General features: G+C 66.7%; 9 protein-coding genes. 5 read left to right on the forward strand and 4 right to left on the reverse strand.

All coding sequences use genetic code 11. From position 1 onward, the window contains the following. Together VGH54_RS16550 and VGH54_RS16555 are read right to left on the reverse strand one after the other, a co-directional pair. The coding region (locus VGH54_RS16550) for a 2-oxo acid dehydrogenase subunit E2 (protein ID WP_331513155.1) at nucleotides 1–1052 on the reverse strand (1052 nt) is incomplete at its 3' end. Between the two features lie 165 nt (nucleotides 1053–1217). Continuing rightward, the gene (locus VGH54_RS16555; protein WP_331513156.1) at nucleotides 1218–1973 is read right to left on the reverse strand and encodes a hypothetical protein; all 756 of its coding nucleotides are present in this window, start codon (nucleotides 1971–1973) and stop codon (nucleotides 1218–1220) included. Between the two features lie 202 nt (nucleotides 1974–2175). On the opposite strand from VGH54_RS16555, the gene VGH54_RS16560 reads away from it, so the two are divergent. Beyond that, nucleotides 2176–2775: a PadR family transcriptional regulator gene (locus VGH54_RS16560; protein WP_331513157.1), complete on the forward strand. Its 600-nt coding sequence runs from the start codon at nucleotides 2176–2178 to the stop codon at nucleotides 2773–2775. Continuing rightward, on the forward strand, nucleotides 2772–4868 hold the full coding sequence (locus tag VGH54_RS16565) for an MFS transporter (protein ID WP_331513158.1): 2097 nt from the start codon (nucleotides 2772–2774) through the stop codon (nucleotides 4866–4868). The genes VGH54_RS16560 and VGH54_RS16565 overlap by 4 nt, the downstream gene beginning before the upstream one ends. 36 nt (nucleotides 4869–4904) lie before the next feature. Here VGH54_RS16565 and VGH54_RS16570 read toward each other — a convergent pair whose 3' ends face one another. Together VGH54_RS16570 and VGH54_RS16575 are read right to left on the reverse strand one after the other, a co-directional pair. Then, nucleotides 4905–8324 (reverse strand): TM0106 family RecB-like putative nuclease, encoded by a 3420-nt coding sequence (locus tag VGH54_RS16570; RefSeq protein WP_331513159.1) that lies wholly within the window; start codon nucleotides 8322–8324, stop codon nucleotides 4905–4907. Nucleotides 8325–8355: 31 nt separating this feature from the next. Further along, the gene (locus tag VGH54_RS16575; protein ID WP_331513161.1) at nucleotides 8356–9003 is read right to left on the reverse strand and encodes an LppP/LprE family lipoprotein; all 648 of its coding nucleotides are present in this window, start codon (nucleotides 9001–9003) and stop codon (nucleotides 8356–8358) included. Nucleotides 9004–9045: 42 nt separating this feature from the next. Between VGH54_RS16575 and VGH54_RS16580 the strand changes: the two genes are divergently transcribed. The 3 genes from VGH54_RS16580 to VGH54_RS16590 form a co-directional block, all read left to right on the forward strand. Next, the gene (locus VGH54_RS16580; protein ID WP_331513163.1) at nucleotides 9046–10482 is read left to right on the forward strand and encodes an RNA-guided endonuclease TnpB family protein; all 1437 of its coding nucleotides are present in this window, start codon (nucleotides 9046–9048) and stop codon (nucleotides 10480–10482) included. 77 nt (nucleotides 10483–10559) lie between these two features. Continuing rightward, the gene (locus VGH54_RS16585; protein WP_331513164.1) at nucleotides 10560–12266 is read left to right on the forward strand and encodes a DEAD/DEAH box helicase; all 1707 of its coding nucleotides are present in this window, start codon (nucleotides 10560–10562) and stop codon (nucleotides 12264–12266) included. Beyond that, nucleotides 12263–12627, forward strand: a 365-nt coding sequence (locus tag VGH54_RS16590) for an acyltransferase (protein ID WP_331513165.1), incomplete at its 3' end; no start/stop codon positions are given. The genes VGH54_RS16585 and VGH54_RS16590, both read left to right, overlap by 4 nt.

A 12627-nucleotide genomic window follows, 5' to 3' on the forward strand; every position in this document is an offset into this window, starting at 1 on the left:
CCCATTTCCCGGAACAGGTCGTCCCAGAAATGGTCGGCGAGGATGAGTTCGTGAATCGTGCGCAGGAAGTCGCCCGATTCCGCACCCTGGATGATGCGGTGGTCGTAGGTCGAGGTCAGGGTGATCAGCTTGCCGATACCCAGTTCGGCGATGCGTTCGGGGCTCGCGCCCTGGAGTTCGGCCGGGTACTCCATCGCGCCGACGCCGACGATCGTTCCCTGGCCTGCCATCAGCCGCGGCACCGAGTGGACGGTGCCGATGGTGCCGGGGTTGGTCAGCGAAATCGTCACGCCGGCAAAATCTTCCGCGGCGAGCTTGCCATCGCGGGCTCGCCGGACGATGTCCTCGTAGGCCGCGACGAACTGCGCGAAGCTCATGGTTTCGCAACGCTTGATAGCCGCGACGACCAATGTCCGCTTGCCGTCTTTGCCCTGCAAGTCGATGGCGAGACCGAGGTTGATGTGAGCGGGCGTGACCGACGTGGGCTTGCCGCCGACCTCGGCGTAGTGCCGGTTCATGTTCGGGAAGGCCTTGAGTGCCTGCACCAGCGCGTAGCCCAAGATGTGGGTGAACGAAACCTTGCCGCCGCGAGTGCGTTTGAGCTGATTGTTGATCACCACGCGGTTGTCGATCATCAGCTTGGCGGGGATCGCGCGCACGCTGGTCGCTGTCGGAAGGTCCAGCGACATCGACATGTTCTTCACGACGGCGGCGGCCGCACCCCGCAACACCTGGACCTCGTCGCCGTCGCCGGGTGGCGGGCCGGCTGACTTGGCAGCGGGCGCCGGTGCGCTTGGCGCACCGTTGCCGGACGCGGACGGTGCGGCGGGTGCAGGCGGCGGGGGAGTGGGAGCGGGCGCTGGAGGCGGCGGGGCCGCAGCCGGTGTGGGCGGCTTCACAGCGGCCGGAGCGTCGAGCGGCGGCTCGGGGTTGTAGTCGACCAAGAACTCATGCCAGCTTGCATCGACCGAGGAGGGGTCTTCACGGAACTTGCGGTACATCTCCTCGACCAGCCATTCGTTCTGTCCGAATGGTGAACTCGTACTGCTCACAGCAGCTGCTCGCCTCGATTCCTCTGTCCGGAAGCGCTATGCCGCGCTCGCCACTACGTGCCCGGCGTCGGCGCGTCGCACCTGCCGCGGTGTCGACCGGCCGCCTCATAAAGGCTAACCCTTCGACAGCGATCCGCCACGTGAGTTCTGACAGGGTTCTCGCGGTCAGCCCGCGTCGGAAACCGTCGGCAGCAGGTGCAGGTTGACCGGCCACCGCGCCGGCGGCGTGCCGAACGCATGGCGGGCGTTACGCACGATCTTCTTGCCCGCCAGGCGGTTGCCGACGGCGCCGATGACGGCGCCGATCCCGACCGGCAGGATCTTGCCGAACAGCAGCGCGCTACGCCTCAGCGTGAACCGCCGCACAGCGCGCTTGAGCAACCTCGAGTTCAACTGTGACAACGCCGGCAGCGGCAGCGATGCCACTCCCTCCGACAACCACGCCCCGCCGGTGCGGCCCCCGCCGATCAGTTCGGACATCGCTTGCTTGCTGTCGTCGCCGACCAACACCGCGAGCACCAGGGCGCGTCGGCGCTCCCGGTCTTCGGTGAGAACGCCGTACACCGCCGCGGTCGCCAGCGCGTAGAACGCGGTGGCCTCCAGGAACACCGCCGTCTCGCCGGCGGCTGCGGACAGTGCGGCCAGTGTGCCCAGCCCTGGTAGTACCGCGGTCGACCCCACCGCTGCACCGCTGGCCGTTACGGCGGCCACGAATCGCTTCTCCAGCTTCGCGACGATCGTGGCAGGGCCGGCGTCAGGATCCGCGCGGCGCAGCCTGTCCACGTACGCAGTCGCCAGGGGTCCCTGAATGCGGGAACTGCGTTCGATGATGCTGGCTAATGCCCGCGCCGACCTCTTGGGCTTCCCCTCGGGGGTGGCGGGCAGCGAGTCGGTCGATGATCGGGTCCGTCGGGCGCTCATGAATGCCTCCGGCTCTTGGTGCCCGGTTCTGTGCGGGCAGTGACGTGCTTTCAGGCTAGCGCCGGTTCCGGCAAGGGGGGGCAGGCGTCGCGGCGAATAGTCCGTTAGGAATAATCCGGCTCAGACACGTGCGATGACGATGCGGGGTCACGCCCAGCCCGACGACGCGCCGGGGGCGGCCCGCCAAGCTGACGGATAGTCGATGGCCTATCAACTCACCTCGTTGGGTGTCTCAGTGCTGGCGCTGCTGCGAGGGCGCCCGATGCATGGCTACGAGATGTTTCAGACGCTGGTCGAACGGCACGCGGACCGGATCGTGAAGGTTCGGCCGGGCTCGCTGTATCACGTCGTCGACCGGCTGACGGAGGAGAAGCTGATCCGCCGGGCGGCGACTGCGCGGGACGGTAAGCGGCCGGAGCGGGCCATCTACGAGATCACCGACGCCGGCGCCGAGGCGCTCGCCGATCGGGTGGGCCAGCTGATCGCCGTGCCGGCGTATGAGTTTCCGCAGTTCGCCGTCGCGCTGGCCCAGATCGATACTCTGGGGACAGACGCCGCGGCGGACGCAGTTGACGACCGTATCGGGGCGCTGGAGGCCCGGGCCGCCGAGATCATGGCGCTTCGTGATGCCAGCGTCACACCCGCCGGATACCTGCTGGCATTCGAGTACTTGCTGGCGACGACGCAGGCCGAGCTGGCTTGGTTGCGAAGCTTTGCCGACTCGATGCGATCCGGCGGTCCGCGGCGGCGGCTGACGGTGGCCGGCAATACGGTGCGAAGCCAAGACGAGGTAGGGATATGACCACGGCGACTGCTCGCGGGCGACCCGGTGGCGGCCGCCCGAGTCGCGCTTCACAGCGCGCTGACAATGTGAACCCCTGGAACGCGTTGTGGGCGATGATGGTCGGCTTTTTCATGATTTTGCTCGACTCGACGATCGTCGCCGTCGCCAACCCCAGCATCATGGTCAAGCTCGCTACCAGCTACGACACCGTGATCTGGGTGACCAGTGCCTACCTGCTCGCGTACGCGGTCCCGCTGCTGGTGTCCGGTCGACTCGGCGACCGGTTCGGTCCGAAGAATCTCTACGTGGTCGGGCTGGCGGTCTTCACCGCCGCGTCGCTGTGGTGCGGCCTGTCCGGCACCATCGGGATGCTGATCGCCGCCCGAGTCGTGCAGGGGCTGGGCGCCGCAGTGATGAGTCCGCAGACGCTGTCGTTGATCACCCGCATCTTCCCGTCTGATCGCCGCGGGGTGGCGATGAGTGTCTGGGGTGCCACAGCGGGCGTGGCCACGCTGGTCGGCCCGCTGGCCGGCGGGGTGCTGGTCGACGCGCTGGGCTGGGCCTGGATCTTCTTCGTCAACGTGCCGATCGGAGTGATCGGTCTGGGGCTGGCGGTGTGGCTGATCCCCGATCTGCCCACCCAACGCCATCGCTTCGACCTGATCGGTGTGGGGTTGTCCGGCGTGGGGATGTTCTTGATCGTCTTCTCCCTGCAGGAAGGGCAGTCCAACAACTGGGCGCCATGGATCTGGGCGGTGCTGGTTGCGGGCATCGGCTTCATGACGGCATTCGTCTACTGGCAGTCGGTCAGCACCCATGAGCCGCTGATTCCGCTCGATATCTTCCGCGACCGCGACTTCAGTCTGGCCAACGTCGCGGCGGTCGTCATCGCGTTCGCCGCCACCGGAATGATCTTGCCGCTGATGTTCTATGCGCAAGCGGTGTGCGGATTGTCGCCGACCCGCTCGGCGCTGCTGACCGCACCGATGGCGATTACCAGCGGTGTGCTCGCGCCGTTCGTCGGCAGGATGGTCGACCGGGCCCATCCACAGTCCGTCGTTGGATTCGGTTTCTCCGCGCTGGCGATCGGCCTGACCTGGCTCTCGATCGTGATGACGCCGTCCACCGCAATCTGGGAACTGATTCTGCCGTTCTTTGTCTTGGGCATAGCGATGGCGTTCATCTGGGCGCCGCTGACCGCTACCGCGACCCGAAACCTGGCGCCGCAGTTCGCCGGCGCCGGTTCCGGCGTGTTCAACGCGACCCGTCAGGTCGGCGCCGTGTTGGGCAGTGCCGGCATGGCCTCGTTCATGACGTCGCGCATCACCTCGGAACTGCCGCTGATGCCCGACGGCGCCGCGGGTCCGCCGGGTGGTGGCGGGATGGCCTTGCAGATGCCGGCGTTCTTGCGCGAGCCGTTCGCCGCCGCGATGTCGCAGTCGATGCTGCTTCCGGCGTTCATCGCGTTGTTCGGGATCGGGGCGGCACTTTTCCTGGTCGGCGGATCGACGGCGGGCGGGGATGAGCCGGGACCCCCCGTGGACAGCCCGGACGCTCCGACCCGGCGTGTGCGGGTAAGGCCCAGTGCCGCAGACGGTTTCGACAGCGGTTTCGACGGTTTCCGCGACGGCTTCGACGATGACGACGACTACGTCGAATACACCCTGGCGCCGGCGCCCACCGCACCGCCGTCGCGCGCGGCAAGCCGACCGGCCCGCGCGCAGGTCCACGAGCCCCGCACCGAACCGCTGACCGTCCGGATCGAGCATCCGCGGCCGGCGCCCGCCGAGAACTGGCACAGCTCACCGGTCGAATCGTGGCGCAGCCTGCTCGACGAAACCGACTCGGCACCGCAGGACGAGCTAATCGGATTCGCCCACAACGGCTTCCGTGTCGACGACGACCAACGTTTCCGGCCGGTTGAGGAATTCTCTCCGCGGGACCGACGCCGCGTCGACTATGACGAACCGTTCTTCGATGACATCGACACCTACGGTGGGTCAAGCGACCATGCACCGCGCCCGCCCGGTGCCGCCCCACGCGACGAACTCCGCAACGGCCATCACCGCCCGCCGCCGAACAGGCACCATCGGTCCGATCCCGACCCTTAGCAGCGTGTGCCGCGACTGTGGCCCGCCGGTAAGCCCTTACGCCGGAGCGCCGGAGCCGGTCAGGGCCAGGAAAGCGCCGAGATCCACCAGACCGGACGGCGCGGCGGGCAGGTAATCGGTCAACGTCTCGGCCCGCACGATCACTGCCGCATACTGCGCGCGGCTGATCGCGACGTTCAACCGATTGCGGTTGAGCAGGAACGGGATTCCGCGCGGTATGTCTTCGACGGACGAGGCCGTCATCGAGACGATGGCCACCGGCGCCTCGGTGCCCTGAAACTTGTCGACGGTCCCGACCCGGACCTCACCGAGCCCCGCGGCGGCCAGGTGTTCCCGCAGCAGCAGCACCTGAGCGTTGTAGGGGGCCAGCACCAGCACGTCCGCGGCCGTCAACGGCCGGGTGCCGTCTTCGGCCGTCCATGCCAAGCCGACCAAGGCCCTGATCTGGGCAACGATGGCGGCGGCTTCTTCGGGGCACTCAGTTGCGTTGCCGTCGTGGGAGACACGAACGACATGCACTCCGGGCGAATAACCCTCGAGACGACGCGCTGCGGTGACGTCGTCGCAGGACTGCAGCCGCCCTTCATAGGCCAGCACCGACACCGGTGCACACACCGCGGGATGCATGCGATATGTGCGGTCGAGGAAGTAGCCGCGTTCGGTGGGCAGGGTGCGGTGATCTTCCACCAGCCAGCCCAACGCGGATCCGTCGACAGGCTCGGGATGTGTGCCCTGGCTGACCTGCGGCAGCTGCTGAGGGTCGCCGAGCAGCAGCAGGTTGGCGGCCGCCGCGGCGACGGCAATGGTGTTGGCCAGACAGAACTGTCCGGCTTCGTCGATCACCAGCAGGTCCAGGCTTCCCGGCGGAACCCGGTTCGGGTTGGCGAAGTCCCAGGCGGTGCCGCCGATCACGCATCCTGTTGTGCCGGTGATGAATCCGGCATATTCCTTCTCGTCGATCTGTTGCCACCCGACATCTCGACGGTCGGATTTCTTCTTGGCCACGCGCAGCGGATCAATACCGGCGGCGATCGTGCGGCCCAGCAGGTTCTCCACCACGGCGTGTGATTGCGCGACAACGCCTATACGCCAGCCGTGCTCGGTGACCAGCCGCGTGATGACCTGCGCGGCCGTACGGGTCTTGCCGGTGCCGGGTGGTCCGTGCACTGCCACGTAGGACGAATCCAGATCGAGCAGGCCGGCGGTGATGGTGTCGGCATCGTCGCCGTCTCGGGGAAGGTCAGCGCCGCTGCGGGTCCGGGGCCGGCGGCGCAGCAGGATGTCGAACACCGCGGTGCGGGGGAGTTGCGGCAGCCCGGCGCCCACCTGGGCCGCCGTGGCCTCGATTGCCTCCCGCAGCGGCTTGGTTCCGATCGGTGCGCCGGGTGTCAGCGCGAACGGGAGCTCGTCGAAAGTGCTGCCGTCCGTGGGGGTTCGTTCGAGAAGGACCACTTCGGTCGGCACACTCGGATCGTCGACCCCGACCACCTCAGCCCGGCCGGCCGCCCTTCGATCGGGGTTGCCGGTCAAGCCGGATGGGGCGGGTGGCTCGTAGAGCGCGTAGACCTCTCGATTGATGGCGCCGCGCGCCAATTCGCCGGTCAGCTGCAGCCGGCGTTGCAGCTTCTGCGCGCGCGGCGGCTTGTGCCAATCGGTCGCGACCTCTGCGTCGCTGACGATGAAGACGTCGGTCTCGTCGGCCCATTCGTCGACGGGGTAGTTCAGTCGGTCGAAATGCGCCCACCAGAATGGCTTGTCCTCGCGGCGGTGATACCCGCGTGCGGCCGATACCAGGGCAACCGCGGTCTGCTCGGGAGTGCGGTCGGCGGCGGCCGCAACTCCGGTGAACTTCTCCAGCGCCACGGCGAGTCGATCAGCCGGTTCGATATCGCCGCCGTCGCTGACCGGCTGGGCGCCGCTCGGGGTGATGCCGCTTTCGAATGCCCGCAGCAGCAGCCAATCTCGCAGTTCGCGAGTGGACGTGCAGTCGTAGTGGTTGTAGTCCTCGATCTCTTTGAGTACGGTCGCCGCCCCGTCGACCTCGCCGTTGCGACGCAGTTCGCTGTAGCGCGCGTACTGTGTGATCGAGTCGGCTGCCGTGGTGACATCGCCGGAACGCAGCTGCGAACCCATGTACAGCGGTTCCAGCGCCTTCAGGCTGAGCGACTCGCTACCGGTCCGAATGCTCTTGCGGACAATCGGATACAGGTCGACCAGGGTCCCGCTGCGCAACAAGTCGTCGACGTCGTCTTCCCCGACGCCGTGGCGACCGGCCAGCCGCAGCAGCGCCGTCTTCTCGTAGGCGGCGTAGTGGTAGACGTGCATGTTGGGAAACCGCTTGCGCCGCTTGGCAACCAGCGCCAAGAAGTCGATCAGCGCATGGCGCTCATCGGGCCGGTCATGCGCCCACAGCGGATGGAAGGCGCTCGACTTGCCGCCTTCGAGAACCCCGAACAAATACTCCAGGCCCCAGTCGACGCCGTCGGCCGTCCAGAGCGGGTCGCCCTCGAAGTCGAAGAACAGATCGCCTTCGTCGGGGTCGGGCAGCAATGCCAGCGGTTGCGGATCGGCGACCTCGAATTGCGGTGTGCCGGCTCCCCGTTGGCGAACCTGCAGGTCGGCCTGCGCGACCAGTTTGGCCAACGATCGGGCGGAGACATTGTCGACCGGTCCGGTGTGGGTGGCCAGCTCGTACAGCGTGGAGATGCCCGCATCGATCAGCTTGGCGCGCTGGGTAACCCGCATGCCCGCGACCAGCAACAGGTCGTCGGTTGCACGCACCTGCTCCTCGCAGACCGGGCACCGGAAGCAGGCCCGGACGTTTTCGTCGTCCCAGCGCACCGGCACGCCGCTGGCGTGGTGGTTGTCAAGCAGCTGCTGCAATCGCGCGCGCTGATCGCGGTACACCGGAATCAGCTCATCGACGCGGTAATTGACCGCAGTCCCGTTGCCGAGCACCAATTCGGCCTCGTCGTCCACCGGGATGCCGGCATCACTCAACGCATCGGCGTAGGCCGCGATCTGCAGCAAGGCGGTGACCTTTGCCGAGCGGGCCAGCTTGGTGTCGGAGACCTGATACTTCTCGTCGCGGCGCACCAGGAAGTCGGCGAACCCGACAAAGCGGCCGTCGAACATGGCGGCCTGATAGATCACCTCAGCGCCGCGGTCGATGGCCCGGCGGGTCTGCGCCGCGGCCGCGGTGATGTTCTCGATGGTGAAAGGGAAGGGACGGCCGATGACGGCGACGTCGTCGTGTTCGTCGCGCAATTGGTCGAGACGGCGTTGCTCATGCTCGTCACCGAGAGTTGCCGTGCGGGCCAGCAATTCGTCTTCGATGGTGACCCGTTCACCCCAGCCGAGCTTGGCGTCGAATTCCCGCAGCTGGGCATACTCGCAGCGCGCGGCGGATGCGAGATCCGAGGCGCTGTAGATGACGCTGTCGCCTGCCATGAACACAGCAGCCACTGTAGGCGGCTATGCCGACAAATCAGCCGGCGTTGGCGATCAACTCCACCCCCTTGCCGTTCCAGCGGAACTTCACCACGCTCGGCAAACCGATGCCGCCGGAGTAACTCAGCGCGACCGTGTCGCCGGTGCACTGCGAGTTGTCGATCCCGTTGAAGCCGTAGGTGTCGGGAACGCCTTGGGGCGGAATGAGCTTGCCGAGATGAAACAGCACCGCTCTGGTGTTGGGGCTCTCGGCGTTGGTGTTGGCCTTGACGATCACCGCGGACAGCTGTGCACACTGGTTGAAGTTGCCGGCCAGCGGTTCGGGGTTCCACGGCTGCTGGCTGCGCGGGTCGTTCGGCAGCTCGGATACCCCGCGCGCGATCGCGGGGTCGGCCAGATTGACCGCGCACGGGTCGACCGGCCCGGCGCTGGTCGGTGCGGCGGTCGGGGCCGGCGCTGGTGCGGCCGAGTGTGGGGCGGCGGTCGGATGGGTCGTGGGCTGCGGCGTCTTGGCGACGGTCGAATCCCCTGATCCGCAGCCGCTCAGTGTCGCGGCGAGCAGTGCGGCAGCGGCCAGCCCGGTCCACCGCCGGCTACCGCGTAATCGTGTCCACACAACGCCGCACGGTACCTTGACCAGCTCTATCGACGCGGCAGGCGTGGCCGAGCGGCGCTGCACAAGCATGACGTCGACCTTTGTCGGTGGGTGGTGGGATGCTCACAACTCATGGGCCGACACACCACATTCAAGTTCTGCCTCGACCCCACCGTTGAGCAGTCCGAGGTTCTGGCCCGACATGCTGGCGCAGCGAGGTTCGCGTTCAACCAATGCCTGGAGATGGTCAAAACCGCGCTGAACCGGCGGAAGAGCCGTCCGGAAGTGGATGTGCCGTGGACGGGTTTTGATCTGATCAACGCATTTAACGGGTGGAAGAAAACCGCGGACGCGGGCCGGTTGTTCACGGTCGACACCGCTGGCATCGCCGCCACGGTGGTCACGGGCCTTATGTGGCGGCGCGAAGTGTGCCAGCAAGTGTTCGAAGAAGCCGCGGTGGACTGTGGACGAACGCTGGCGGCGTGGTCCAAGTCACGCGCGGGTAAACGCGCGGGCAAACGAGTCGGCTTTCCCCGCTTTAAGAAGAAAGCCGGCGCTGTGGCGTCGTTTCGGCTGCGCAACAATCACTCCAAAGGCCGTCCGCCGCCGATTCGTGTCGGTGATCAAGGCCGGCCGCGCTCAGTCACCTTGCCCGGCATTGGTCGAGTGACGGTGCATGACGACACCCGCAGACTGCGCTGCCTGCTGGACAAAAACAGAGGGAGGATTTTGTTCGCCACGGTCAGCCAGCGCGCCGGGCGATGGTGGGTGTCGCTGAACATCGAGGCTGCTGAATTGCACCCCGCCCACCACCACATGTCGCGCGATCCGGCCGATGACGGCGGGTGGGTCGGCCTCGACCGTGGCCTGTCAGCGTTTGTGGTCGCAGGCACTGCCGATGGCACTGAGGTCGCTCGTATACCTGATGCCCCCAAGCCGCTGGCCGCTGGGATGAAACGGCAACAGCGGCTGGCGAAATCGTTGGCGCGCAAGCAAAAAGGATCGCGCAACCACCGAAGCACTGCTGCCAAACTGGCCCGGCACCACCATCACGTCGCCAACATCCGTCGGCACTTTCTCCACGAGGTATCCAACGCGCTGGTCAAGACTCACGACCGGCTCGTCATCGAGGACCTCAATGTGTCTGGGATGCTGGCCAACCATCGCCTCGCCCAAGCGATCTCCGACGCCGGCTGGGGCAAATTTGCTCGCCTTTTGGGCTACAAGCAGGACTGGCGGGGCGGTACGCTCGCTTTCGCTGATCGCTGGTATCCGTCGACCAAGCTCTGCGCGGCTTGCGGCGCGACTAAAAGCGACCTGACGCTGGCCGATCGGGTGTTCACCTGCGGTTGCGGATACTCCGCAGATCGCGACACCAATGCGGCGGTCAATCTGGCCCGCTGGGGCCGGGCCCATCACAACGCATCACCAGATCCCCGGACCTCGAAGCAACGGGGCCGGGCTATCAACGCCCGCCGACGGGACGGCGCTGACCAGCACCCATCGGGTGCCGGTGAAACCAGCCCGAAAGAAGCGGGAACCGACGTTCACACCGCACCCGCGGCCTGAACCGACGACGCCCGAGAAGGGCGGTGGCGAACACTTAACTCGGTGTGTGTTCGACACGCTTTAAACTTCGTTTCGACATGGACTCCCAAGATGATGCCGCGGTGACCTTCGGCGACCTGCAGATTCACCCGTCGGTGCTGCAGGCGCTCGTCGACGTCGGCTACGAAACCCCCTCCGCGATACAGGCGGCGACGATCCCGGCCCTGATGGCGGGGTCGGATGTGGTGGGGCTGGCGCAGACCGGGACCGGCAAGACGGCCGCTTTCGCCGTCCCGATCCTGTCGAAGATCGACACCAGCAGCAAAGCCACTCAGGCGCTGGTGCTGGCGCCGACGCGGGAGCTGGCGCTGCAGGTGGCCGAGGCGTTCAGCCGGTACGGTGCGCACCTGCCTCAGATCAACGTGCTGCCAATCTACGGCGGAGCGTCCTACATGACGCAGTTGTCCGGGCTGAAGCGCGGCGCGCAGGTGGTGGTCGGCACGCCCGGCCGCGTGATCGACCACCTCGAGCGCGGGACGCTGGACCTGTCCAAGGTGGACTACCTGGTGCTCGACGAGGCCGACGAGATGCTGGCGATGGGCTTCGCCGAAGACGTCGAGCGGATCCTGGCCGATACCCCGGAGTACAAGCAGGTGGCGCTGTTTTCCGCGACGATGCCATCGGCGATCCGCAAGCTCACCGCCAAATATCTACACGACCCGACCGAAGTCAAGGTCGAGGCGAAAACCGCGACCGCCGATAACATTTCGCAGCGTTACATTCAGGTGGCCGGCCCGCGCAAGATGGACGCGCTGACCCGGGTCCTCGAAGTCGAGCCCTTCGAGGCGATGATCATCTTCGTCCGCACCAAGCAGGCCACCGAAGAGGTGGCCGAAAAGCTTCGTGCCCGGGGCTTTTCCGCCGCGGCGATCAACGGTGATATCCCGCAGGCCGTGCGTGAGCGGACCATCGCTGCCCTCAAAAAAGGTGGCAGCAAAGGAATCGACATTCTGGTCGCCACCGATGTCGCGGCCCGCGGGCTGGATGTCGAGCGGATATCGCATGTGCTCAACTACGACATTCCGCACGACAACGAGTCGTACGTGCACCGGATCGGTCGCACCGGGCGGGCGGGGCGGTCGGGGTCGGCGCTGCTTTTCGTGTCGCCGCGGGAACGCCACCTGCTCAAGTCGATCGAGAAGGCGACCCGGCAGAAGCTCATTGAAGCTCAACTGCCCAGCGTCGACGACGTCAACGCACAGCGGGTGGCGAAATTCGCCGACTCCATCACCGACAGTCTCGGGTCGCCCGGTCTGGATCTGTTCCGTCGTCTGGTCGCGGATTACGAGCGCGACAACGACGTCCCGATGGCCGATATCGCGGCGGCGCTGGCGTTGCAGTCGCGCAACGGCGAAGCCTTCCTGATGACGGAGCCGCCGCCCGAGCGCCGGGCGAAGGAGCGTCAGGACCGGCCCGACCGGCCGGCCCGTGGCGCGGGCGAGGGCCCCAAAAAAGGATTCGCCACCTACCGCATCGCGGTCGGCAAGCGGCACAAGATCGGGCCGGGGGCGATCGTCGGCGCCATTGCCAACGAAGGTGGCTTGCACCGCAGCGATTTCGGCCATATCACGATCAAGCCAGACTTCTCGCTGGTGGAGCTGCCGGCGAAGTTGCCCCATGCGACGTTGAAAGCGCTTGAGAAGACTCGCATTTCCGGTGTGCTGATCAACCTGCAGCCGGATCGGCCTGCAGAGAAAAACCGCCGCGGCGGTCGTGGCGCACCGAGGCGGGAACACCAGGGATGACCCAGGCCGACACCGCGGCCCAGGGCGGACTCGAACAGGTCGCCGGGCCGGATCGGGTCGTGTCGTTGACCGGTATCCGTGCCGTCGCAGCCCTTCTCGTGGTGGGCACCCACGCGGCCTACACAACCGGCAAGTACATCGAGGGCTATTTCGGCCTGGTGTGTTCGCGGTTGGAGATCGGCGTCCCGATTTTCTTTGTGCTGTCGGGTTTCCTGTTGTTCCGACCCTGGGTGAAGTCGGCCGCGACGGGCGGCCCGGAGCCGTCGGTCCGTCGCTACGCCTGGCACCGGGTGCGGCGCATCATGCCCGCCTACGTCGTCACGGTCTTGATCGCGTACGTGATCTACCACTTCCGGCATGC

Source organism: Mycobacterium sp. (assembly GCF_036488105.1).
Taxonomy (GTDB): domain Bacteria; phylum Actinomycetota; class Actinomycetes; order Mycobacteriales; family Mycobacteriaceae; genus Mycobacterium.